Here is a 23,481-nt window from a genome sequence, read left to right as displayed (position 1 = left end):
GCAAAGCGCGACCCCCAATTCATGAACAGAATGACATTATTGCTTTACGATCGCCCCAAAATCTGCCAGAACTCGCGCATGGTTGCGCAGTAATCCCAATAAATTCAGACGATTGCGACGAATCTCAAGGTTTTCGTCCATGACCAAAACGCTATCGGCACCGTCAAAGAAATTGCTCACCACCGGGGCAATTTCTGCCAGCGCACTCACAAGCTTTTGGTAGTCTCGTTCGGCTTGAGCCGCCTGGGTTTTGGGCACCAATTGCACCAACGCATCATAAAAGGCTTGCTCCGATGGACTTTGGAACAGGCTGGGATCGGCGATCGCCACAGGCTGAAGCTGAACCGTATCCAGACTGCCCTGAGCCGCCAGCCGAGAGGAACGGTTGACAGTTTCGTAAATACTATCCAGAGTCTTGTTTTGCCGAATGGTTTGCAAGAAATGTGCGCGATCGCGCACATCTAACAAATCTTTGAGTGCCCGCTCGGCATACTCCGGATCATTTTCACCCAGCACCGCATTGACCAGGTCATAGTCGATCCCGCGTTCTTCTTGAAGCAACGTGCGGATGCGCTGCAAGAAAAAGTCGTGTAATTGCGCTTGCAGAGATATAGATTCTTGCGACTTTGCCGACGAGTTGGACGCGACATCTGTAACAACTTGCTGAATCATCTGATATAAATTCAGCGACAAATTGGCTGTCCAGGTGATATTGAGAATGGCATTGGCAGCCCGACGCAGAGCAAACGGGTCAGACGAGCCACTGGGCAACATCCCCAGGCTAAAAATCCCCACCAGGGTATCCAGCCGATCGGCAATACCCACCACCTGACCTGTCAGAGTTTGCGGCAAGTCATCACCCGCTCCCCTCGGCAAATAATGTTCCACGATCGCCGTAGCAACCGCGTCTGGTTCGCCACTGGTCAGCGCATAGGTTTGCCCCATAATGCCCTGGAGTTCGGGAAACTCTCCGACCATTTGTGTCACCAGATCGGCTTTGCAAAGTAGGGCAGCCCGTTCGATCGTTGCCCGTTCTGCCGAATTGAGGTGTAGCTGGTCGGCAATCAGAGTGGCAATATGGACAATGCGATCGACCTTTTCCCGCACCGATCCCAGGTCTTCCTGGAAGGTGACTTTCTCCAGACGAGGCAGATAACTTTCTAAAGGATGAGCGCGATCGCTATCAAAGAAAAACTTACCATCGGTTAATCGCGCCACAATCACCCGTTCATTGCCCTCAGCAATGATTTGAGACTTTTCGGGATCGCCATTAGAAATAGTAATGAAATAGGGCAACAACGTTTTGCTCCCTTCTGCCTGAAGCACTGGGAAATAACGCTGATGGCTTTCCATAACCGTGACAATCACCTCGGCAGGCAGTTCTAAAAACTGGGGATTAAATTTACCGATCACTGCCGTAGGATATTCCACTAAATCCGTCACTTCTGCCAATAGATCGGGCGAAATTGACGCAACCCCACCCACCGACTGAGCCGCTGCCTGAGTTTGCTCAAGAATACGAGTCCGGCGAACCTGGGGATCGACTTCGACATAGGCAGCATTAAGACTCGCCACATACGCCTCGGCACTGGGAATTGAAATTGGGTCGGGGTGCAACACGCGATGCCCGTGAGACATGCGATCGCTGGAACAACTTTCTGACCCATTGGTTAACGTCAGCGGCAACACCGCCTGATCCCACAGCAGCACCAACCAACGAATTGGGCGCGGAAAGCGCAGATCGCCGTCGCCCCACCGCATAAACCGCTTCCCTTCCAGATTCAAAATCCACTGGGGCACCAGCTCGGTCAACAGGTCGGGGGTCGGACGACCCAGAATTTTTTGCTGAACAAAAACGAAATCCCCTTTGTCAGTGCTGCGAATTTCCAGGGCATCTACCGCAACCCCACGAGAGCGAGCAAACCCTTCTGCTGCCTTGGTCGGTTTGCCATCCTTAAATGCTGCCTGCGCCGGGGGTCCCTTGACATCTTCTTCGCGATCGGGCTGTTGCTCCGGTAAGCCTTTGATCAACACCGCCAAACGGCGAGGGGTGGCGTAAAACTCTAACCCATCTGCGGTCAGGAAATGCTCGTCTAAGCTAGTGGGAATGCGCGATCGCCACTGTTCTAGGGCTGCTGCCACAAAACTGGCTGGCAATTCTTCTGTACCCACTTCTAGCAAAAATGACGCCATACCTCACCAAATTCAAATCTTAGAGAAATCTAATTGATGTCAAACTAACCTTCCCAGTTTACCTTGCGTCTCGCAGCACAGAGAAATGGGGTGGCAAATTATGTTGGATTCATGTTGAGATGGCGCGCGTCGCGCGCCATCTCAACATGAATCTCCCAATTTTGTTGCGGAGTTCCCCCCAGAGTGGAGCCGCAAGATTTGCCGTTTCCTATATTGTCTTCTGATAAATTGTCCTGCATACTGAGGGTTGCATTAAAGATCCAGTTTTTTTGCCGAACGTATTGCTCTACTAACCTTCAGCGTTTGCCCGATTTGACCCAACTACGATGACTGATTCAGCCCAGGATTCCAACTCAAATCCTTCCCTTATTTTCTTGCACGTTCCCAAAACAGCCGGTACGACATTGGTCGAAATCATGGCGCGTCAGTATGGAGACAATGCAATTTTTTGGACGACGAATGAAGTCATCAAGGCGATCGCCGACGCCAAGATTGTTCCTAAGTCGGGCAGTCAGCACTTCAAACTGATTCATGGGCATCTGAGTTTTGGGGTCGATCAACTGCTTCCCTACCCGTCTAAATATTTCACGGTCATGCGCGATCCGATCGATCGCCTGATTTCTGAGTATTACTACATTCAACAAGCCACCAACCATCCAAAACACGTCATTGCCAAAACTGCGCGCGATATTAAAGACTATGTCCGCTCTGGGCTTAACCGTGAAGCAGATAATGGACAAACCCGGCGGATCTCCGGCATTGGCAACAAAATTCCGTTTGGCAAATGTTCAGACGACGTTTTAGAACTGGCAAAACGCAACCTGAAAGAACAGTTTTTGATGGTTGGCATTTCTGAACGGTTTGATGAAAGCATTGTACTGTTGAGTAAATTGCTGGGATGGTCGCCGCCCTTTTATGCCAAATTAAACGTCACGAAAACCCGTCCCAAAAAAGATAGCCTTGCAGCGGGTGACTTGCAGATCATAGAAAAATATAACCAGCTAGATCTGGCGCTTTATCAATATGCCAAGACCCTTTTAGATGAAAGGATTGGGCAATATGGCGATGCCTTCTCGAACGAAGTTAAAGAGTTTCAAACGCTGAATGCCGAAACTGGCGATTTTGTGGCATCGAGAACACCTCAAACTATTCATCTTCAAGCGCAACCTCAACTTTCCCAAGATGATATCAACCAGCTGCAAACTCAGCTCAGTAAGACGAAACTTCAGCTGGCTCAGACTCAGCAAAAAGTCAAACTGTTGCGCCATCGGTTGAAGAAAAATCGGCGCAAACTCAAGCAAGCCAGAAACACCATTCACTCCATCGAATCGAGTAAGGTGTGGTGGCTCCATCAGCAGTGGCTCAAGCTGAAAGGCACCGTTTTACCGTCTCGGAAAAAGTAATACGGCACATGACGTGCAAGTTTTTGAGAGAGCGCCGCGCGGAGCACGGCTCTCTCAAAAAGCGTCACCTATCCAGGCGTGAAGCGCAATAGAACTGCTATAGATCTAACCGGATCTAACTACATCAGCTGGATCTACTTGATCGCTAATGCAGAGGTGGGGGCAATATTAGCTCCATTCAAGTTCGTGCCAATCATGTAGGCATCCTTTAAAGTCGCCCCACTCAAATTTGCCCCAACAAACGAAGCATCGGTTAAATCTGTTCCATTGAGATTTGCGCCCGACAGATCCGCCCCAATCAAATTGGCATTCTTCAAATTTGCACCGCTCAAGTCCACATTTTTCAACACCGCCAGACTCAAAACAGCGTTTTCTAGATTGGCATTAGCCAGATTAGCTCCTTCTAAATGAGCCAGATTGAGGTTGGCTTCGAGCAAATTTGCCGATTGTAATTGAGCATGATTTAAATTTGCCCAGCGCAGATCTGCCCCGCTCAGGTTGGCGTGTTGTAAGTTGGCATGATCGAGTTTTGCCAGACTCAGATTGGCATTACTGAGATCTGCCTCACTCAGATCAGCAGCATCTAAAACGGCTTCCCCTAAAAACGCCCCTTGCAAATTGGCTCGCTCCAGGGTTGCTCCGGTCAAGTCTGCGTAGGTTAAATCCGCTTCATTCAGATCCGCTTCATTGAGAATCGCATCTTTCAAAGACGCCTCACTTAGTTTTGACTGGCAAAGGTACGCTTCACTCAAATAGGCTTCGTTGAGATTGGCTTTGTTAAGATTCGACTGACCCAAATCAGCCCCAATCAAAATGGCTCGGCTGAGGTTGGCTTCGGTCAGGTCAGATTGGCTGAGATTTGCATCACTGAGATCAGCTTGGGTGAGATTGATTGCCCTGAGTTTCATGCCACTCAAATTCGCCCCACTCAGATCTACGGGTTGTGACTGTGTTTGCTGCCACTCATTCCAAATCTGAATGCCTTGCTGAATACGTGAAAGATGTTCTTGTTCAGCCATTACTTTGCCTCAATCACTAAACTGTTTGCACCAAAATGAGAGGTCTGCACCCAGTTCACTTTTAGGATCGAAGAGTATGGTTGGCATCGCGGCGTCGCCGCGATGCCAACCATAAGCTTCGGGTTTAATCAATCCCCAATCCTAAGGATCGGGGATTGATTAAACCAATTCCCTTTGAGAAAGGAATGATAAAACCATCGCTCTCTCAAAAAAATACGGGTCAATTAATTTGCAATCCTGATACCAATCTTTTATGAAGTTGCGCCAAACTAGAACCCCCTGTAGTCCCCCTTGGCAAGGGGGACGGCGACAGCCGGGGGTTGAATAAGACGCAGCTTCACATTAAATCGGTATGACGAGTTGCCTGAAATCAATTGGTTCACTCTTCGGCTAGATCGGTCTGAAATCCGGAAATGCTGGGTTCTCTTAGAAAAGTGAAGGTGGTTAGCCATTTTCACACTCAGCAAAACAGTATTGAAGGGTTAAGACAGGTATGACTGGACGTGTACTGGGCGATCGCTATCAAATTCAACAGCAGCTCAGTAAAGGAGTGGGACGGGGGACATTACTGGCGCTTGATCTAGTTACCCATGCCTGGGTCGTGATCAAACTGCTGCTGTGCCGCAATCAATTTGAAACCGAAGATCTGAAATTGTTTCGACGAGAAGCCGAGACGCTCAGAAGCCTCAACCATCCTGCCATTCCGCAATATTTAGACTATTTTGAGTTAACCCTACCCGATGGTCGTGGCTTTGCTCTGGTGCAAACCCATATTGTGGGTAAATCTCTGCAAAGTTATCTCGATGCAGGTCGTAGTTTTAGCGAAGCAGAAGCTCAAAAAATTGCGATCGCCGTTCTCGAAATTTTGATTCACTTACACCAACAAAAACCGCCCATCATCCATCGGGATATCAATCCCAGTAACATTTTGCTGGCAGCAGAACCCGATCAAGAGATCGGACAGGTTTACTTAATTGATTTCAAATCGGCACAAAATTTTGCCGCAACAGAAACCGGATCGTATACGATTACCGGAACGTATGGCTATACGCCTCCAGAACAAGCGGGCGGACGTGCCGTTAATGCCTCCGATCTTTATAGCCTGGGAGCAACATTGATCGCAATTTTGACGGGTACCGAACCGTCTAAGTTAGCCCGCAAGGGACTGCGGATCGAGTTTGAGCAAGAAATTTACCTCAATCCAATCTTTAGTAGCTGGCTAAAACGTATGGTCGAACCAAGTTTAGATAAACGGTTTACCTCGGCTCGGCAAGCTCTACTCACCCTATCGCCGCAAGACCTCCTTCGCACAGGCACAGCAAAACTGCCCCAAAAACCTGTAGACAGTCAAATTGGCTTCACTAAAACCAGCCACGCGATCGATATTTTAATGCCACAACGGTTTAGTCAGCGCCGACTGCGCATTGATGCCCAACGGTTTGCCATGGTGGATGAAATGTTGGGCTGTCAATATCGCCAGCTTGCCCAGGGTAACCGAACCGACATCCAACGGCTAGAAACGACCCAGACTCAATTGCTGATTTGGGTTGGCTCGCACAGTTATGTATTGAATGGCAAGCATCCGCTAACGATCGCAGAATTAGACTGGCTGGCGTATGAGTTAAGCCAATGGCTGAAATTGCCTGTCAAACGGTTGGAATCAAAGATTGATTAGCGATCGCAATCCTGGACAATTCAGTCAGCTCAAACCTGTGAGGATGTGCCATGCTCCGCGTGGCACATCCTCAGCCTATTACTTGGGAATTTTCGAGCAATCCCGATTTAAGACGCGCTGCCGCAATAGGTGTTCACTTCATTCACCAGAGGACCCTCTTGAGACGTTGCATTTACGATCGCTTCATAAGCAACTTGTGCTGCCGAGACATCATCTTGCTGCACCGCACTGACTAACGCGCGCGATGCCTGACCCGTCGAGGAATACATCGAAACAAAGCGATCGCGATAGCCCTGCAACTTAGGATCGGTTAGCGAAATCGCCTGCATTCGTCCAACCGATTGATCGGCAATATCAGCAATTTGCAGCAATCCATTGACATCGCCTGCCCCACTTTGGGTTGCAGACTGAACATCGGCAACAGCCTGGTTCGCCGCTGCAATCAACGAACTGCATTCGACGGTTTGAGCGATCGCTCCCGGATTAGTGTCTGAAGGAATGGTCTGCGCCTTAGCAGGAACGATAAAACTCCCGGCGAAGACTAGAAGAGGGGTGAAAAGAGCGATCGCTCGAAAATTTCTCAGCATATAAAAATTTGGGTTGCTCATGGTTTTAGCAAACATCTCAATACTGTATCAATAACATTAGCAATGGGGCTTGATCCGGGGACGATTTTTGGGTATTGCTGATTTTTGCTGAGCGCCAGCGCTCACTTACGGGTTGAACAGCGGCGCGCCGCGCTGCTGTTCAACCCATGAGCCGCCTGGTTCTGAGCGCGTCGCGACATCGGTCATAGACTGCATAGGTTTGTATTCTCCAGACATAAGAAATGTAGGTTAATCCATCTATCACATCAACTCTGGGGAATAGTTATGTCACGTCGAACCCGTGCTTCCTTTGCCAGCATTGCCCTTGCGTCATTTCTTGCACTTCCGTTACTATCAAATTTTTCCAGCGCATTGGCTCAATCTGCGATCGCAGTTCAGGTCAGTCAGATCGCTCGCCTGGGATGCACGCCGGATGAACAATCCAGACCGATTGACTTTCCCTGGTGTGCGAGTCTGCATTCTCGTGCCATTCGTTCGGTGGCGTTTAGTCCTGACGGACGGTTTCTTGCCAGCGGTAGCGTCGATCGCACGATCAAAATTTGGAACATGGCGACCACCGACCCACGCGATCGCACCCATCACCTGGTTCGCACGTTACCTGAAAATCCAGAACAAGTCTTATCGGTTGTTTTTAGCTCCGATGGTCGCCTATTAGCCAGTGGTGGCGGTCGCAACGTGCGCCTGTGGGATTGGCAGCGCGGCACCTTACTACAGGATTTTCAAGGTCATACGGGCATCGTCTACAGTGTTGCCTTCAGCCCCGATAACCGCATTCTTGCCAGTGCCGGGAATGACAAAATTATTCGTCTCTGGAACGTCGATACAGGTGCCCTGATCAGCGAACTCCAAGAAGATCAGGAAGTATTAGCGCTGGCATTTAGTCCCGATGGTCAAACATTGGTCAGTAGTGGGTCGGGCAGCACGGTAAAACTGTGGGATGTTGAAGATGTAGACGATGCGGACCTGGTCAAAATCATGGGTCCATTTGTTCATCCTGTCTGGTCGGTCGCATTTAGCCCCGATGGCGAACGGTTAGCCTTTAGTGGCGATCGCCAGGGAATCAGCAACGAACCCGACAATACCATTCGGCTGTGGGATCTCGAAGGACGACCCAAAGCAACCTTGCAATCGCATCGATCTGAAATTCGCTCGCTTAGCGTTAGCCCCGATGGTCGGTTTGTGGCAAGTGGCAGTCTGGACAACACCATCCAACTCTGGGATCTGGTAGCAGAGGAAGAGGTGAATCTACAAGCCGAACACGCCAACGAAATCTGGTCGGTTGCCTTTAGCCAAAATAGCAGAACCCTCGCCAGTGGTAGTGCCGATAACACCATCAAACTCTGGCAAATACAGTAATCAGATGGTGTGAGAACCGCACTCTGCACGGCTCTCACACCATCACCCATCTATTCAGGTGCAAAGCGCTACACAATGTGTTTCAAATCAGGGGTTAATTTTTGGAAAGGTGCGATCGCATCGTCTGGATCAGGTTGAAGGGGCATCGTCTGCTACGGGTTCTAGATAGTGGCTATCGAGCAAAAAGCTGCCCTTAGCAAACCGAATACCCCAATAGCCGCCCGGACGTCGATCCATCACAACCCCTTCCTCACCCACCTGAATCAGATTAGGCGGACGCAACATCGGCATCGGCTCTGCCGTTTTGATATAAGGGGGCAGTGCCACAACCCGAACGCGATCGCCTACCGAGAATTCTTTTGCGTCAGTCATAGGGGAAATGGAACCACTAAAGGGTATGGATGGAAGCAACCCCAATTCTTTTAAGAACGGCGGAGCCGCTGCTTTCAAACGGGATAACCAGAGATTGATTTTTGGAAGCGCGACGTTGTCGCGCTTCCAAAAATCAACGTCCGGGTTCTATTTAACATGCGAGCCTACGGAACTTGCCAGATTTTTTGATGATACTGGGCAGGTTCGGCATAGGGATCCGGCATCCCATGGGCATGATCATGTCCGTGGTGCGCATGCCCGTGATCGTGGGAATGTCCGTGATCATGTCCGCGATCATGGGAATGTCCGTGATCGTGTCCGTGATCATGGGAGTGTCCGTGATCATGTCCCCCTGCGCCTTGCTGCACGGCAACCAGACGGAATTTACACATTTCACAGTTCATTTGCACTTCGCCCAGCTGGGTTTCGATTTCCCGTTCTCGTAACACCGAGAACAGATGAGGATGCAAACCCATTTCGGGCAAACAAACCATCGAAATATCCGGAAACTGGGCGTGTTGTTCAGCTGTAATGTCAAAGATTTTTTTGACCAATACGCCTGTAAACAAAAAGTAAGGCAGGACAATAATTCGTTTGGGTTGATAAAGGCGAGCGCGGCGAAAGCCTTCTTCTAACCGAGGATGGGTAATGCCGATAAAGCAAACCTCAACCGTTTGGTAGCCACTGCCTTCCCAGACGATCCGTGCCATTTTGTAGACATCGCCATTGGCATCGGGATCACTGGCACCTCTGCCAACAAACAATACCACCGTTTCTTCGCGAGAAATGCCATGTGGATTCCATTGCGGTTGATCCAGTTCATCTAAACGCGATCGCCACAAATCCAAAATTCCTGGGGTAATGCCAAAATGCCGACCATAATGAAACGTCACCTGAGGATGGCGTTGTCGTGCCCGATCCAGCTCATTGGTCACATCAAATTTATTGTGACGCGCAGCAAACAATAACACCGGCAGCACAGACAACTCGGTGTACCCTTTTTCAACACACTGGTCAACCCCTTGCTGAATCGAAGGCTCAGTCAATTCTAAAAAACAAGGAATGACCGGACGAGATGGATCGAGTTGTTGGTAAGCAGCCGCAAAATCGAGTAGCCCTTGTCGTCCGTCTGCATCTCGGCTGCCATGCCCCACCAGCAACACAGGTCGTTCAAACGGAAGAGGCTTAAGAGACACCGATGCCAATGATGACGATTCGATCGGATAGACGATGGGAGAAGAAGTCATAAAACAACGAACTCCGTTCCTGTGCAACGCAGGAAATAGAGTGAATACACATCAAGTTAGCGTTCTGGCTTGCGAGAAGAAGGAATAGGAATACGGATCAGCGATCCGTTAACCTGGGATTTTTTTGAAAACGTCATGGTGAAGCCATTGCGCTCTCAAAACGATGCGGGGGGTATTCCATCCACGATCCTAAGGATAAGGGATAAAGGCTAAAATCGAGTCGCAAGTTGGCACGTTAAGACGTTCAAACCTGGTACCTGCAAAACGTTCAAACCTAACGCTTGACTCCCACTCCTATGGGTTACTTCCTGCGCTTACAGTTGCGGCACAGCGCCGGAATTGCACCGGACTTTCCTAACTCAGATGCTGTTCACATGTGCCTCGTTATCTTATCCTAATTGGCGATCGCACTCATACCTTGATCCCTGACTCTGACACTATTTCGACGATATTCCGACAATATGCTGACTTCGCTACGCCAGACGATTCGATTTTATTTAGAAGATATTGAAACCCCGATCGGTCAAACCATTAATGTTGCGATCGCCGCATTAGTGCTGTTATCCTCCGCTATTTTTGTGATCGAAACCTATCCGATCTCAACCGTGTTACGAAGTCAATTGGATCTGATGGATACGATCATTCTGTGGATTTTTTTAGGGGAATATTTACTACGCTTTTTTAGTGCCGAAAATCGACTGAAGCACTTTTTTAGCCTTTATTCTTTAATTGATTTATTTGCAATTTTGCCCTTCTTTTTACCCGTCAGTGATATTCGATTTATTCGAATATTCCGTTGGTTTAGAATCTTGCGATTAATTCGTTTTTTTGAAGGACGAACCATTTTAGGATACGTCAGCAGCGAAGATAGTGTTATTTTTAATCGGATTTTATTTACGCTATTTACCATTATTTTTGTCTATTCCGGTTTGATTTATCAAGTTGAGCATCCGATCAATCCGGATAAGTTCAAAACCTTTTTAGATGCCTTTTATTTTTCAGTGGCAACCATGACAACCGTCGGATTTGGCGATATTACGCCCACTTCTGAAGTCGGTCGGCTATTAACCGTATTGATGATTCTGACGGGGATTGCGTTGATCCCCTGGCAGGTGGGAGACTTAATCAGACGGTTGGTCAAAACGAAAGCTCAGATTGATACCCTATGCCCCAACTGCGGTTTATCGCAGCATGATGAAGATGCACGATTTTGCAAAGTCTGCGGTAATGCGATCGCCAAAGTCGGCGATGCCTGCGCCTTACCCAATCAGGAGATGTGATCCTGATCGCAACAGGCAATCATGAGGGCAATTTAGTATTAAACAAAACGCTGATTATTGGAGGCAAATATGAAGTTAAGCGCAATCTTGGCGGCGTTTCTTCTGGCTATTTTTTGCTTCGTTTTACCAGCAAATGCCGCCAACCCCGACCATGTCACACAACTGTTAGAACAAAAGTCTTGTCCAAATTGCGATTTAAGTTATGCCGACCTCAGAGGCGTCAACTTAGAACATGCCAACCTGGAAGGAGCCAATTTATCAGGTGCCTTGATCATGGCAACCCCTCTTAAAAACGCCAATCTCAAAGGGGCTGATTTACACAATACCAGCCTGCTTGTGGTGGATTTGAGTGGAGCTAATCTGAAAGATGCGAAGTTGCCCAATCTTCACTCGGTCACAGTGACGTTGTGTCAAACGATCGTACCCAGTGGCAAAATTTCTAATCGAGATTGCGATCGCTAACCGAAATTATTGACCCAAACGTCCTCATCTATAGCGACTCTCAAGGGCATAAAAGGCAAATTGGGGTGTGGGTGCGGCACTTCGTGCCGCACCCACACCCATTCTCATCGATCAAATTCGTTAAGACCCGATCGCGGAATGTTCTGCTGCCGAACTGGCAGAATTAACCGAATTGACCGTAGGCTTACTATCCTCTATCGGTTCCTGGATATGGGTCTGAGCATGGGTCGCCACAGGCAACGTAATTTCTACAGTAGTGCCCAACTCCAGACCATCGCTATGCAGGGTAATACTGCCGCCCATCATCTCAATTAAGCTCCGTGAAATTGCCAACCCTAGCCCAGTTCCTTCAAACTTGCGAGTGGTTGAGCCATCGACCATGACAAAAGGGCGGAATAGTTTGTGTTGCTGGTCGGGATCAATACCAATACCCGTATCTTTAACCGCTACAACCACCCAGGACGTAGGGGGCGAAAATTCATCGGTAGCATCCTGATAAATATCACCATCTGAGCCGTGGTCATAGGTGTCTGCGGCACTTTCGATCCGAGTAGTAATCGTAATCCCCCCCTGATCTGTAAACTTCGTAGCGTTATAGACCACATTCAACAACACCTGCTTTAAGCGAGCTGGGTCAACTTGAACCATGATCGGGGTGGACAGGTCTGGAATATGGAGTTCCAAGCCTTTTTGTTGAATCTGAACGGTTTGGATTTCAATCACCTCTTGCAAAATCTGGCAGAGATCGATCGCCTCCATACACATGGGCAACCCTTCTTCTTCAATCCTGCGAATGTCGAGTAGATCGTTAATAATTTTGAGCAGATGGACAGCCGCTTTGTCAGCTTGTTCTAAAAATTCAAATTCTTCTTCTGGCGTATCACAACAACCATCGCGAACCAGCCGAATGCAGCCAATAATGGCATTTAGCGGAGTTCGCAGTTCGTGAGAGGTATTGGCTAGAAATTCGCTTTTAAGTTGATTGGCAGTTTCCGCTTCTTGCCAAGCCGATTCCAGTTCTCTCGCCCGCTCTTCCAGGCGACTCACCATATTATCTAGCGCCTCAGCCAGATGGTTGAGTTCGCGAATACTGAAATTTTTGGGTGCCCGCTCCAGGGGGTTGCGTTTGTGGATACGACGGGCATATTTACTTAGCTTCTCAATCGGACGCGAGAGATCTCTTGCAATATAAAGCATGGCTAGCAGGTGAGCCGCCAGCAACCCTGTCGTCAAAATCACCAAAATTTGAGTGATAGAATCAAGCCCCTTGAGGGCGCTGTCTAATGGCGTGACTGCCATTACCGTCCAGATCTGGTTGTCGCCTGCGCTGGTGGGAATGAACACTGGGCTGAACCCAACCAACCACTCAGTTCCGTCGCCCTCGAAGTTAATATGCCGAACATCACTGGTGCCCCGCAGGGAATTATCCAGAATATCTTTGAAGCGGATTAAATCGCCTTCATCTTGAATGTTATGCCCCACCTTCCGGGCATAGGGATGGGCAAGGAAATTGCCATTGGCATCCATGACCACGGTATAACCCAGAAGCGACCAGGGTTCTGCGCTTTCCATTTGTTTGACAACAAATTCGACGCTGAGACTATATCGCAGCCGTCCGGCTGAGTCATATACGGGAGTACTGAGAACTAAATCTAGCTGACTCTGGTCTTCGGCTTGCTCCAGTTTTTTGGGTTGATCGGCAATCAGCGTAAAGTTTTGAAAGCGATCGCCCCCTTCTAAATCGGCTCGTTTTGCCCAATTTTCGGTTGAACCGATGGTCAGCGGCTGTTGACCGCAGGTACTGGCAATTAATTTTTTATTGCGCAGATCGGCAAGCTGCAAACATTGCACGTCCGTTGGCAGTTGCGACACCAATTGATCTAAAAACATTTGAGACAGATCTGTCGAACCCGATCGGAGCGCATCCGTGTCGCTGGCGATCGCCATACTGGAGTGAATCGAGCGGACAGAAGACTGAATCGCTTGTGCCTTGCGAATGGCGCTTTCGGTCAGGTTGATCCGGGCAGTATAGAGCAAGCTCGTACGTGCTTTCCGAAAGGTAACCGCTACTCCCAATAATAAAATTGGAATGCTGAGCAGTAAAACCCGCGTCAGCAAAATGCGGCGAAATGAGGACTGACCGAACATAGCCATAAGCAGTTTCAACCAAAGGCGCAAACTCGCCCTTTAAAGATTAATTCAACCACATAAGACAATTGAGGCATCTGTCACAGGTGAAGTGATTCTTCAGCTATTCTTCATCTGGATGAAGAAATGTCTTTTTGGGAGACACTTTCTATACTTTTCTCAAAGGTTTTATGGCAGTCACCCGGCGAATTTTAAACCCGTGCCTTTTTATGCTATGAATCGACCCCAAACAACCGTTGTATTAGCCATGAGTGCGGATGGAAAAATTGCTGATTATCAGCGATCGCCCGCTCGGTTTGGGTCTGCAACCGACAAAGCCCATCTAGAAACCCAGATTGCTGAGGCAGATGCAGTTTTATTTGGCGCAGAAACCTTACGAGCCTACGGCACTACTCTTAGAGTCTCTAGTCCCAATCTACTGCAACATCGCAATGATCGGGGAAGTCCCTCTCAACCTATTCATATCGTCTGTTCAAAATCCGCAACCCTCAACCCAGACTATGCGTTTTTTAGACAACCTGTGCGCCGCTGGTTGTTGACGACGGCAACAGGGGCAACTCAATGGCAAGATTCCTGCCAATTTGATCAGATTTTAATCGCCCCCAGTAGTGCTACAGGATTTGACTGGGTTGCAATCTTACACCAGTTATGGGAATTGGGGTTGAGCCGGATTGTGGTGACCGGAGGGGGTACCCTGGTCGCCTCTCTCTTGGCAGCAAATGTGATCGATGAGCTGTGGCTCACAGTCTGTCCGCTGCTTTTGGGAGGCGTCGATGCCCCGACCCCCGTCGAAGGGTCTGGATGGTTAGCCGCGATCGCCCCTCGCTTGCAACTGGTCTCAGTTCAAACCCATGATCACGAGGTATTTCTGCATTATCGTCTGCAACAAACTGAGGATTGCACTACCCTATCAAAAGGGCAGTAGTTCTATCGCAATGTTCAATTGCGCAAAGTCTAAGGTGTTGTGTGAGAGCCGCGCTCCGCGCGGCTCTCACACAACACCCGTCATCTATCCAGGCGCAAAGCGCTAAATACCCATTCTTGATCAATCTTATGGTGGAACAGCTTAAGCCGCGTTACTCCATTACCTGGGTAAATAAAATTGCAGACATTCCCCAATCTGCATGGGATGCCCTGGCAATGCCGTTGCAAACACCATTCTTTGAGTGGGAATGGCTGCATAATATGGAATCGTCTGGTAGCGCGACGGCAAAGGCAGGTTGGTTAGCCAATCATTTGACGGTCTGGCGCGATCGCTCTCTAATTGCCGTAGCACCGCTATATATCAAGGGGCATAGCTACGGTGAATTTATTTTTGACCACCAATGGGCAGAGTTAGCCGGTCGGCTGGGGGTGCAATATTATCCCAAGTTGTTGGGCATGTCGCCGTTTACTCCGGCAGAAGGTTATCGCTTTTTATTGGCTCCCGGTGAAGATGAAGACGAGCTGACCGAAATTATGGTTTCAGCGATCGATCATTTTTGTATTCAAAACCGAATTTCGGGGTGCAATTTTCTCTATGTTGATCCGCAGTGGCGACAGTTGATGGAACGGCATGGGTTTATCAGCTGGCTGCATCACAGCTTTATCTGGAAAAATCAAGGGTTTCACACCTTTGATGACTATTTGGGCGCGTTTAATGCCAACCAGCGACGCAATATCAAACGCGAACGAAAAGCCGTGACGAATATCGGGTTATCTGTCCGACCGCTGACGGGGGAAGCAATCTCGCGATCGCTGCTGTCGCAAATGTATGAATTTTATAGTGACACCTGCGATAAGTTTGGCTGGTGGGGCAGCAAATATTTGACCCGTCGGTTTTTTGAACACCTCTATCCCAACTATTGCGATCGCGTGGTGTTGTTTGGTGTATACGACGAGCAAAAGCCGCAGCATCCCATCGGTATGTCCTTTTGTTTAACCAAAGGTGATCAACTGTATGGGCGTTATTGGGGCGCACTGCAAGAGTTTGACAATCTCCACTTTGATACGTGTTATTACACCCCGATCGAATGGGCGATCGCCAATGGCATCCAAACCTTTGACCCCGGTGCCGGAGGGCGACACAAAAAACGGCGGGGCTTTCCTGCCACCCCCAACCATTCGTTACATCGCTTTTACGAACCGCGTTTAGCTCAGATCTTGCAAACCTATATCGGCGAGATCAACGAGATGGAACAACGCGAAATCGACTCGATCAACGAAGAATTGCCGTTTAAAAAAGAGACGAGTCAACCGCAAGAGCGTTAGGATCAATCCAGGGCGATCGCCCAGCGGATCAGAGTCAATTACACCCATGGTGCAAAATTTAGAATCACAAATTAATTAAAACCCGGAAGTTTATTTTTGGAAGTGCGGCGGAGCCGCGCTTCCAAAAATAAATCTTCGGTTTTATTAAATCCACGATCCTTAGTATTCACACGACTAGATTGGTGAATAGGTTTGCACAGTTCCTAAAGGAACTGTGCAAACCTATTCAAAACCCGCTCATCGTCTACCGTTTGTCCATAGATTGCCGATATGAAACCGATTACACAGCCAACTGCTGCCGAATTAACCCAGCTGGATGATAAACTTTCCAACCGCTACATTGAGCTTGATCCAAACGGTTATTTCTTGATTTATCTCGATCGCGACGCCGGACTCATCTGCGCCAAACATTACAGCAACGTGATTAACGACAAAGGGCTGGCGTGTGATTCCGTCACCGGCGAACCCCTACCCTGCACCGGAAAAATCGAACGCACCCCCACCGCTAGTTTTTGTGGCAGAACAGCAAAAGAACTCTGCATCCAAATTTTTGAAGAAACCAAGCCCTGCCCCATCAGCTATCTCGACCATGCCGCATACCTCGGACGAGAATTCATCCGTGCCGAAATAGCCCTGCTGAATGGACAGGACTATATCCAGGATTAAGCCGTGGTATTCATGTGATGCATGTCATGATGTTTTGTTGCGCGGGCGACGCCCGCGCAACAAAACATCATGACTATTTTAGGATTACCCAGGATTTAAGCCATGCTAGGTACGCTCTATGGCATTGGGGTTGGACCCGGTGACCCAGAATTGATCACGGTTAAGGGGCTACGAATATTGCAACGTGTCCCCATTGTCGCATTCCCAGAAGGGCTGAACGGTCAACCCGGCATTGCCCAAAGGACGATCGCAGAATGGCTGCAACCCCACCAAAAACAATTGCCGCTCCAGTTTCCCTATGTTCACGATGAAACCGTTTTAACTCAGGCATGGCAGGTAGCTGCCGCAACGGTATGGCAACATTTAGCCGCAGGGGATGATGTTGCCTTTGTCTCCGAAGGCGATGTTAGTTTTTACAGCACCTTTACGTATCTCGCTCAAACCCTGCAACACCAGCATTCAGAAGCGATCGTGCAGACCATTCCGGGTATCTGTTCACCTCTAGCTGCCGCCGCTGTCTTAGGCATTCCGCTGACGATCCTGGCGCAACGATTGACCATTTTGCCCGCGCTTTACACGGTTACAGAATTGGAAACCGCGCTGAGTTATTCAGACGTAGTCGTTTTAATGAAAGTTAGCTCGGTTTATGAACAGGTGTGGCAGGTTTTAAACCGGCATCATCTCCTGCAAACGAGTTATGTGGTTGAGCGGGCAACCCAACCCCAGCAAAAAATCTATGCCGACCTGAGCGATCGCCCGCAACTGCAATTACCGTATTTCTCCATCCTGATTGTTCAGGTCAGCCCTGGTAAAAAATCGATAGACAGCACAGCAGCCCCTATGGCTAGATAAGCCTGCAACTTTTACCCTCTTGTCGTAGTCTTTAAATCAGATTATTGAACATGACAGGCTTGCTCAATACAGCGGTGTGCAAGTTCGTTAAGTACAGAATCCGTCCAGTACAGAAACAGTGTTGTGGGGCGCGAAGCGCCCCACAACACCGGACTGAATCAACCCCCAAAGCAGCAAATAGACTCGAAACCTGCTTTTAGTATCCTTTCCCCTCATGCTTCGCTATCCTGAGATAGAATTGCTGAGATTTGTCATTCACGTTGGGAGCCTATGTCCTACCCCCAGTTCGCCAAATCACTCCCTGCCAACCTGCGTCAAAACCTGCGCCAACCGACCTGGATTGCCACGATCGCATCCATCGGAATTCACGGGGGGTTGTGGGTCGTGATGCCGTTATTGCCGATCTCGGCGTCTCAGCTAGAAGAGCCAGACGTCCCTACGCCGGTTAGTTTGTTGGAGTTGACCCCCCAAGAAAAAAGTCAATTACCCGATATCTCAACGCCTGATTTTGTGCCACCCAGCGCCACCTCTGATTCCGACTTATTTTCGTTGAACCCTATTCCCAGCCCTTTTCCGCCCATTCCCACCCAACCCAACCCTTTCTCGACGATTCCCAGTCGTCCCCCGTCGTCGTACTATTCTTTTCCTCCCTACGTTCCCCCAGCACAAACGCGACCCCGCACCACGATTCCTACCAATCCATCCCCCAGCGCCACCCCTACAGTTAGACCATCGGCTTCAGCCACTCCCAGTCCCAGTCCTACTCCCACTCCCTCCACGACTCCCAGTCCGACAGACACTGTACAATCATCAGATTTAGATGGGCTAACGACGGGACGCACCTCCACTCCCAGTCCTAGCGCCACCCCCAGTCCTGGCGCTACGCCACAGCGATCGCCTGAAGAAGTCCAGGAAGAATTAGTCGCTAGACAAAACGAGATGCGCCAATTGCTGGCGTTAAACGAAGAAGGGAGTGGTGAAACCGAAGGCAGCTCTAGAGTAACCGTCTGGCTTCGAAGACTGCAAGAAGAAGAAATTTGGCAACCTACTGGAGACGAAAACAATCTGTATCCTGGGCCTCAGAGAAAGAGTTTACCCCCAGAAGTGTTCCCTGACCTTGCCTGCCAACTCCGCAATGTCAATAGTGCAGAAGTTTGGGTGGGTCTGATTTTGACGCCTGAGGGAGACCCTGTAGAAGCCCCCGATCTGACGAATCCTGAATTACTCAAGTCGTCTGGGTATGGCGTTTTTAATCAGAAAGCGATCGACCTGGTCTCCGATCTTGAAATCGATGTGGATGATGATCTGGCTCAGTACGGAACAAACATCCCCTATTGGATCAAAGTAGTTTTTCAGCGGCAAGATGGGTGTCGTCCAACGGGGTCTGGAGACTCCGCAGGCTAAACCAGCTACAATATAGCCTGTCAATTTCAAGCCACAGCGGGCAATGCTCTTGATTTACGCATGACCTTAGATACCACATTTGCGGCTGATCTTAAAACTCACGCTGACCAATTGCAGCAGTTACTCGATCGCTTTTCCCAGGCAAAAGTTCTGGTGGTGGGCGATCTGACCTTAGATGAATTTCTCACCGGGCAAGTTGAGCGGGTGTCGCGGGAAGCTCCCGTATTAATCTTGCGGCATGAAACTACTCGCCAAATTCCGGGGGGTGGAGCCAATGCTGTCTATAACCTGGCAAAGTTGGGGGCTCAGGTCAAAGCAGTCGGGCTATTGGGCAAAGACGAACAGGGTAACGCCCTGCGCAGCATTTTTGAGACGGCTGGCATTGATACGCAAGGAATTTTGGTAGATAGCGATCGCCCCACGGTTACCAAGACCCGGATTTCTGGGCATGCACGCCAATCTGTAACGCAACAAATTGTTCGCATCGATCGCAAATCAGACGACCTTCCCGACATAGACCTGCAACTGCAACTGGCTGACTATATCCAACACCATAGCCCAACGGTCGATGCCGTCGTCTGCTCGGATTACGGCGACGGTACACTGACCCAAGCGGTTATCCAGGCGGCGTTGAGCCACACTCGCACCATTGTAGATACACAAGTTGGGTTGGCGCGATATGTCGGAGCCACGCTGTTTACCCCCAACCTGCCAGAGGCAGAGAAAGCGGTAGGTTATCCGATCACCGATGCTCAGTCGCTGCACCAGGCGGGGAACGATTTGCTGGCATTGACTCAGGCAGACTATATTCTGATTACTCGCGGGGAAGATGGCATGAGCCTGTTTGCCAAAGATGGCTCGGAACAGGTGATCCCGGCTTTTAATCGCACCGATGTGTTTGATGTCACGGGTGCAGGCGATACGGTTGTGGCGGCGTTGACACTCAGTTTGATTGTTGGCGGTTCAGCTTGGCAGGCGGCAGTGTTGGGAAATTTAGCCGCCAGCATTGTTGTCCGTCAGTTTGGTACAGCAACGACGACGGTTGCCGACATGAAGACAGCGCTGCAATTGTTGTTAGACGACCTTGCGTAATCTAGTAAGCCCCGTCCTTAAACACAACAACTTTGATCGTTTTCAAAATCAGCACGATGTCATACAGGGTTGACCACTTTTCCTGGTACGCGACATCCATTTTGACGATATCTTCAAAGTCTTCGACGGTTGAACGTCCGTTTGCCTGCCATTCTCCGGTAATCCCAGGCTTCACCAGCAACCGCTTGAAGTGATGAGGCTTGTAACCCATAACTTCATCGACGGTGGGCGGACGGGTGCCAACCAGACTCATGTCTCCCTGCAATACGTTCCAAAATTGGGGCAGCTCGTCTAAGCTAGTGCGACGCAAAAACTTGCCAACTTTAGTAACACGGGGATCGTTACGATTCTTGAAAATATTGCCCTTTGCCTGATTGTGAACCAGATGTTTGAGGCGATCGGCTTCAACAACCATGGATCGGAATTTCCAGATGCGGAAGGTGCGCCCATTAAACCCACAGCGAACCTGACTGTAAAAAATCGGACCGGGGTTGTCGAACTGAACGGCGATCGCAACTGGGATTGCAACCAGAGCCGTCATCACAAGCCCCACTAATGCACCCACAATATCAACTAAGCGCTTAACTCTACTCGTCACTGAAGGGTGAACTGATTTCTCGTCGGGTGAGAACTCATGAGGACGAGCCAGCATAGGAGGAGAACTGAAAAATATAGGAGAAGAATTAGAGGTAATCATTGCGTTTCGCCATTGGCTCCTCTATGGATTAGGGAGTTTATGTATTAATAACCCCTTCCCTGCAACTATAAGTGTCAGTCTCTCGTAAAGATAGAGACAGGGCACGAGTTTGCTCAAACTTTCACCTGAGCAGGACTTTTATAAAGTTTCGATGTATTTCCGTATTAATACGGCATCCTGTAACAAATGTGCTAGGCAAAACAACGCATTACCTGTTCCAACGGCATAGCATGAGGCTATAAGTGTTACCAACTAAGCTATCTAGGTTTGCAGTCACGCTCATCATCCAGTATCACCTCGCTGCTGTGATACATCGGTATGGCACTACGGATACCAAAAGATCGGAGGATGGCTACATACGTTGATCTAGCTCTATGTACTCATAATCAAGCAGGAACCGTATGGAAAAGCGGCGCGCTGCGCCGCTTTTCCATACGGTTAAGTTCAGAAACAGTGTTGTGGGGCGCTCCGCGCCCCACAACACCGTACGGCATCAACCCATACAGTGCTATATATGCCTTTTTCATAAAGAGCGATCGCTCTGTAAAAACACAGACTCGTTTTATGAGGTTGAGAGTGGCTGAGGTTTACCAGTCTGAGTTTGACGAGCCGTAGTGAGCAGTGCAGCTAAATATCGCTCTAAATGGTGTCGCTGATTAGGATTGGGTAAATACGTTTGTTGATTTAATTTATAAAACAAGGGGGCAGCTAGTATTTTCTCGTAGTCAGGATTGTGTTGTGAATCTTGAGTCAAGAGTGCCATCTCAGTATCAGCAAATACGAGACCTGCGGGCAACTGTCCCTCTAGAAAAGCCATGATTCTAGACCGATCGACTGAGATATTAATGCCCTGTTGCTCCAGCTGATGCAAGATGCTGTCAACCGTCAGCGGCTGATCGGCAAAGACTTTGATTAACGCTAACAACAAACCATAGTCATTCTGGTGAGCGCGAGAACTTGCCAAAATCTGGGGATAAAACCACGCCACTGCCAGCCCATAGGCAGCTCGACTACAGGTCAAGAGACTATTGGAAGACATGGCATAAACCTGGGTATAGGTGTCTTGAATAATGGTGGCATTGGGGAGTTTTTGGCGTAACCAGCGGGCGATCGCGCCTAAAGATGCCGTCCCTCCAGTACATAAGACCTGTCGCACCTGTGAAATCGAGACACCCATGTGACTGAGCACCGCATTTAACTCTCGATTCAAGCGCTGCACATAGGGCAAAAACACGCGACTGCCCAAGTCTTGCCGAGTGATTGTGAGCGTTTGGTTCCCCATGCGCAAGGTAAAACGATCCTGGTGTTGCAAGCTCACTTTCAAATGTCGGGCTGCTTCTAATAATCCCTGTCCCAAAGGTGAACTATTTAAGCGCTGTTGCAACTGCTGGCGAATTGCCAGGTCGGGTTCACCCGGAGATGGGAAGGTCAGTTGGTCTAGCTTCAAGGCTTGCCATGCCAGATGTTGGGGTTCAAGAGTATTGGGTTGCCAGTGCCAACCATCCACAAATGTCCCAGATGTAGCAAATTGCCCAGTCCCAAAGGTATAGGTCAGATCCGTTACCTCTGCGTCTTTGGTTTCTAAAGACTGCGCCTGTTTCAACCAGGCAGGATAGATCAGTTGGCAAATGATGTCTTGATCGATAGCATGACCGGCGTAGTCAAAACTCCGGCTAAAAAAGTTTCGATCGGTCAACGATTGGAGGTGATCGGGCAGATCGACTATGACCATTTCCGTTACGGTAGCTCCGGCATCGATCACCAGAGTGACTCCGTGCCAATCAATATGAGGTAAGGGTTGCTTATGGGGAAGACCCGGTGGCAAGACCCAAGCCTGCCCTTGCTCGTCAGGAAAACCCGAAAGCAAAGCAGCGATCGCATCTTCTAAAAACACAATTTGTGTCGGCTGATCCACCAAATCTGCTGCCAAAATCGCTTCTCGTAAATTGAAGCGATAGGCATCTGACCAACCCACCGGACAACTGATTGCCACACCCGTCAGCGATCGCAACGCAGTTTGCAAGTCCTGTGGCGCTAGACCTACTGCATTACAGGCGATCGCGGATGACGCGCTACTATCTGCGCCCGTATTTGTGGGATCTGTATCTGTGGGATCTAGGGGATCTGTAGAGTGGGTAACGGGATTGAGGATTGGGTTAAGGGTCGCCACCAATCTTTGCACCACAGACTGCACGACCCAGAGAGGTAGTTGCATTTGCTCTGACCATTGCAAAATCGGCTGCCAACTTAGGGTTGGGCGCGAATAGTAAGGAATCCCTGCATTTAAATACGCTTTCCAGTTGCCGAGCGATAGCAGGGCAGAGGCAGTCTCGGGTTCCACATCCATCGGTGCTGCACCAGACTCTTCTGCTAATCCGGGCGGCTTAAGGGCGATCGCCAGATCCTCTGCTTTGGTTGCCAGCAAGGATTGCTCCGCAGGGATGCTAACTTCCGTTGGGAGGCGAAACCATTTGTCTGAAGAGATCTCTGAGGGTGCTTCACCTTGCTCAGCGTCAGCCGCAGCAATCCCTGTTGGCATAGACCAGTAAATCGGGTGTAGCTCATGCGTCTTAGCATTTAGCAAAACCGCCGAAACGCCTGTGGTGCCAATATCAACACCCAAATACCACAATGACTCACGCCCCGCTTGCGGCGCTTCAGACTGCGGTGGCAGCGCACCTGCATCAGAGATGTCTAATTGGTTTGAGCTATCGACTTCGGTTACTTCGTCTGCCAGGGCAATAGCCTCAGGCTCAG

The 23,481-nt window shown here is 49.4% G+C and carries 19 protein-coding genes; 11 read left to right on the top strand and 8 right to left on the bottom strand.

Annotation, left to right across the window (positions count from 1 at the left end; all coding sequences use genetic code 11):
• Positions 1-36 precede the first annotated feature (36 nt).
• On the bottom strand, positions 37-2,193 hold the full coding sequence (gene glyS, locus ACR6Z4_RS10215) for a glycine--tRNA ligase subunit beta (RefSeq protein ID WP_479717155.1): 2,157 nt from the start codon (positions 2,191-2,193) through the stop codon (positions 37-39).
• A 326-nt stretch (positions 2,194-2,519) separates the two neighbouring features.
• Here glyS and ACR6Z4_RS10210 point away from each other — a divergent pair, with 326 nt between their 5' ends.
• Positions 2,520-3,596 carry a sulfotransferase family 2 domain-containing protein gene (locus tag ACR6Z4_RS10210; protein ID WP_479717154.1) on the top strand — a complete coding sequence of 359 codons (1,077 nt, stop codon included), beginning with the start codon at positions 2,520-2,522 and terminating at the stop codon, positions 3,594-3,596.
• Positions 3,597-3,730: 134 nt separating this feature from the next.
• Here ACR6Z4_RS10210 and ACR6Z4_RS10205 read toward each other — a convergent pair whose 3' ends face one another.
• Positions 3,731-4,615 carry a pentapeptide repeat-containing protein gene (locus ACR6Z4_RS10205; RefSeq protein ID WP_479717153.1) on the bottom strand — a complete coding sequence of 295 codons (885 nt, stop codon included), beginning with the start codon at positions 4,613-4,615 and terminating at the stop codon, positions 3,731-3,733.
• A 493-nt stretch (positions 4,616-5,108) separates the two neighbouring features.
• On the opposite strand from ACR6Z4_RS10205, the gene ACR6Z4_RS10200 reads away from it, so the two are divergent.
• On the top strand, positions 5,109-6,290 hold the full coding sequence (locus ACR6Z4_RS10200; RefSeq protein WP_479717152.1) for a serine/threonine protein kinase: 1,182 nt from the start codon (positions 5,109-5,111) through the stop codon (positions 6,288-6,290).
• A 107-nt stretch (positions 6,291-6,397) separates the two neighbouring features.
• Here the strand turns inward: ACR6Z4_RS10200 and ACR6Z4_RS10195 are convergent, their stop codons facing one another.
• On the bottom strand, positions 6,398-6,898 hold the full coding sequence (locus ACR6Z4_RS10195) for a hypothetical protein (RefSeq protein ID WP_479717151.1): 501 nt from the start codon (positions 6,896-6,898) through the stop codon (positions 6,398-6,400).
• Between the two features lie 264 nt (positions 6,899-7,162).
• Between ACR6Z4_RS10195 and ACR6Z4_RS10190 the strand changes: the two genes are divergently transcribed.
• The gene (locus ACR6Z4_RS10190) at positions 7,163-8,254 is read left to right on the top strand and encodes a WD40 repeat domain-containing protein (RefSeq protein WP_479717150.1); all 1,092 of its coding nucleotides are present in this window, start codon (positions 7,163-7,165) and stop codon (positions 8,252-8,254) included.
• A 129-nt stretch (positions 8,255-8,383) separates the two neighbouring features.
• Here ACR6Z4_RS10190 and sipA read toward each other — a convergent pair whose 3' ends face one another.
• Both sipA and ACR6Z4_RS10180 read right to left on the bottom strand, forming a co-directional pair.
• On the bottom strand, positions 8,384-8,626 hold the full coding sequence (gene sipA / locus ACR6Z4_RS10185; RefSeq protein WP_479717149.1) for a regulatory protein SipA: 243 nt from the start codon (positions 8,624-8,626) through the stop codon (positions 8,384-8,386).
• A gap of 164 nt (positions 8,627-8,790) precedes the next feature.
• On the bottom strand, positions 8,791-9,873 hold the full coding sequence (locus ACR6Z4_RS10180) for a sirohydrochlorin chelatase (protein ID WP_479717148.1): 1,083 nt from the start codon (positions 9,871-9,873) through the stop codon (positions 8,791-8,793).
• 461 nt (positions 9,874-10,334) lie between these two features.
• On the opposite strand from ACR6Z4_RS10180, the gene ACR6Z4_RS10175 reads away from it, so the two are divergent.
• Both ACR6Z4_RS10175 and ACR6Z4_RS10170 read left to right on the top strand, forming a co-directional pair.
• On the top strand, positions 10,335-11,153 hold the full coding sequence (locus ACR6Z4_RS10175; protein ID WP_479717147.1) for an ion transporter: 819 nt from the start codon (positions 10,335-10,337) through the stop codon (positions 11,151-11,153).
• A 69-nt stretch (positions 11,154-11,222) separates the two neighbouring features.
• Positions 11,223-11,615 carry a pentapeptide repeat-containing protein gene (locus tag ACR6Z4_RS10170; RefSeq protein ID WP_479717146.1) on the top strand — a complete coding sequence of 131 codons (393 nt, stop codon included), beginning with the start codon at positions 11,223-11,225 and terminating at the stop codon, positions 11,613-11,615.
• Positions 11,616-11,735: 120 nt separating this feature from the next.
• Here the strand turns inward: ACR6Z4_RS10170 and ACR6Z4_RS10165 are convergent, their stop codons facing one another.
• Complete coding sequence (locus ACR6Z4_RS10165; protein ID WP_479717145.1) at positions 11,736-13,769, bottom strand: HAMP domain-containing sensor histidine kinase; 2,034 nt, start codon at positions 13,767-13,769, stop codon at positions 11,736-11,738.
• A gap of 208 nt (positions 13,770-13,977) precedes the next feature.
• On the opposite strand from ACR6Z4_RS10165, the gene ACR6Z4_RS10160 reads away from it, so the two are divergent.
• From ACR6Z4_RS10160 to ACR6Z4_RS10135, 6 genes are all read left to right on the top strand, one after another.
• A complete protein-coding gene (locus ACR6Z4_RS10160; RefSeq protein ID WP_479717144.1) occupies positions 13,978-14,688 on the top strand; it encodes a RibD family protein in 711 nt (236 codons plus the stop codon).
• A 128-nt stretch (positions 14,689-14,816) separates the two neighbouring features.
• Positions 14,817-16,013, top strand: a complete 1,197-nt coding sequence (locus ACR6Z4_RS10155; protein WP_479717143.1) for a GNAT family N-acetyltransferase — start codon at positions 14,817-14,819, stop codon at positions 16,011-16,013.
• 270 nt (positions 16,014-16,283) lie between these two features.
• Entirely contained in the window at positions 16,284-16,679 is a 396-nt protein-coding gene (locus ACR6Z4_RS10150; protein WP_479717142.1) for a DUF4346 domain-containing protein, read from the top strand.
• A gap of 102 nt (positions 16,680-16,781) precedes the next feature.
• The gene (locus ACR6Z4_RS10145; protein ID WP_479717141.1) at positions 16,782-17,531 is read left to right on the top strand and encodes a precorrin-2 C(20)-methyltransferase; all 750 of its coding nucleotides are present in this window, start codon (positions 16,782-16,784) and stop codon (positions 17,529-17,531) included.
• A gap of 270 nt (positions 17,532-17,801) precedes the next feature.
• Positions 17,802-18,935, top strand: a complete 1,134-nt coding sequence (locus ACR6Z4_RS10140) for a hypothetical protein (RefSeq protein WP_479717140.1) — start codon at positions 17,802-17,804, stop codon at positions 18,933-18,935.
• A gap of 60 nt (positions 18,936-18,995) precedes the next feature.
• Positions 18,996-20,027: a bifunctional heptose 7-phosphate kinase/heptose 1-phosphate adenyltransferase gene (locus ACR6Z4_RS10135; RefSeq protein ID WP_479717139.1), complete on the top strand. Its 1,032-nt coding sequence runs from the start codon at positions 18,996-18,998 to the stop codon at positions 20,025-20,027.
• Position 20,028: 1 nt separating this feature from the next.
• On the opposite strand, the gene ACR6Z4_RS10130 is transcribed toward ACR6Z4_RS10135, so the two are convergent.
• A complete protein-coding gene (locus tag ACR6Z4_RS10130; protein WP_479717138.1) occupies positions 20,029-20,679 on the bottom strand; it encodes a sugar transferase in 651 nt (216 codons plus the stop codon).
• A gap of 607 nt (positions 20,680-21,286) precedes the next feature.
• Positions 21,287-23,347: a hypothetical protein gene (locus tag ACR6Z4_RS10125; protein ID WP_479717137.1), complete on the bottom strand. Its 2,061-nt coding sequence runs from the start codon at positions 23,345-23,347 to the stop codon at positions 21,287-21,289.
• Between the last annotated feature and the right edge of the window lie 134 nt (positions 23,348-23,481).

The organism is Calyptranema fuscum S582, from assembly GCF_055793305.1.
This window is presented reverse-complemented; position numbering and strand designations above follow the sequence as displayed.

What these genes read in the sequence shown, in the direction of transcription:
- ACR6Z4_RS10150 (WP_479717142.1), top strand. Translation starts at nt 16,284, where the DNA reads ATGAAACCGATTACACAGCCAACTGCTGCCGAATTAACCCAGCTGGAT.
- ACR6Z4_RS10160 (WP_479717144.1), top strand. Translation starts at nt 13,978, where the DNA reads ATGAATCGACCCCAAACAACCGTTGTATTAGCCATGAGTGCGGATGGA.
- ACR6Z4_RS10130 (WP_479717138.1), bottom strand. Translation starts at nt 20,679, where the DNA reads ATGCTGGCTCGTCCTCATGAGTTCTCACCCGACGAGAAATCAGTTCAC.
- ACR6Z4_RS10190 (WP_479717150.1), top strand. Translation starts at nt 7,163, where the DNA reads ATGTCACGTCGAACCCGTGCTTCCTTTGCCAGCATTGCCCTTGCGTCA.
- ACR6Z4_RS10200 (WP_479717152.1), top strand. Translation starts at nt 5,109, where the DNA reads ATGACTGGACGTGTACTGGGCGATCGCTATCAAATTCAACAGCAGCTC.
- ACR6Z4_RS10205 (WP_479717153.1), bottom strand. Translation starts at nt 4,615, where the DNA reads ATGGCTGAACAAGAACATCTTTCACGTATTCAGCAAGGCATTCAGATT.
- ACR6Z4_RS10195 (WP_479717151.1), bottom strand. Translation starts at nt 6,898, where the DNA reads ATGAGCAACCCAAATTTTTATATGCTGAGAAATTTTCGAGCGATCGCT.
- ACR6Z4_RS10140 (WP_479717140.1), top strand. Translation starts at nt 17,802, where the DNA reads ATGTCCTACCCCCAGTTCGCCAAATCACTCCCTGCCAACCTGCGTCAA.
- glyS (WP_479717155.1), bottom strand. Translation starts at nt 2,193, where the DNA reads ATGGCGTCATTTTTGCTAGAAGTGGGTACAGAAGAATTGCCAGCCAGT.
- ACR6Z4_RS10145 (WP_479717141.1), top strand. Translation starts at nt 16,782, where the DNA reads ATGCTAGGTACGCTCTATGGCATTGGGGTTGGACCCGGTGACCCAGAA.
- ACR6Z4_RS10135 (WP_479717139.1), top strand. Translation starts at nt 18,996, where the DNA reads ATGACCTTAGATACCACATTTGCGGCTGATCTTAAAACTCACGCTGAC.
- ACR6Z4_RS10210 (WP_479717154.1), top strand. Translation starts at nt 2,520, where the DNA reads ATGACTGATTCAGCCCAGGATTCCAACTCAAATCCTTCCCTTATTTTC.
- ACR6Z4_RS10165 (WP_479717145.1), bottom strand. Translation starts at nt 13,769, where the DNA reads ATGGCTATGTTCGGTCAGTCCTCATTTCGCCGCATTTTGCTGACGCGG.
- ACR6Z4_RS10155 (WP_479717143.1), top strand. Translation starts at nt 14,817, where the DNA reads ATGGTGGAACAGCTTAAGCCGCGTTACTCCATTACCTGGGTAAATAAA.
- ACR6Z4_RS10180 (WP_479717148.1), bottom strand. Translation starts at nt 9,873, where the DNA reads ATGACTTCTTCTCCCATCGTCTATCCGATCGAATCGTCATCATTGGCA.
- ACR6Z4_RS10175 (WP_479717147.1), top strand. Translation starts at nt 10,335, where the DNA reads ATGCTGACTTCGCTACGCCAGACGATTCGATTTTATTTAGAAGATATT.
- ACR6Z4_RS10170 (WP_479717146.1), top strand. Translation starts at nt 11,223, where the DNA reads ATGAAGTTAAGCGCAATCTTGGCGGCGTTTCTTCTGGCTATTTTTTGC.
- sipA (WP_479717149.1), bottom strand. Translation starts at nt 8,626, where the DNA reads ATGACTGACGCAAAAGAATTCTCGGTAGGCGATCGCGTTCGGGTTGTG.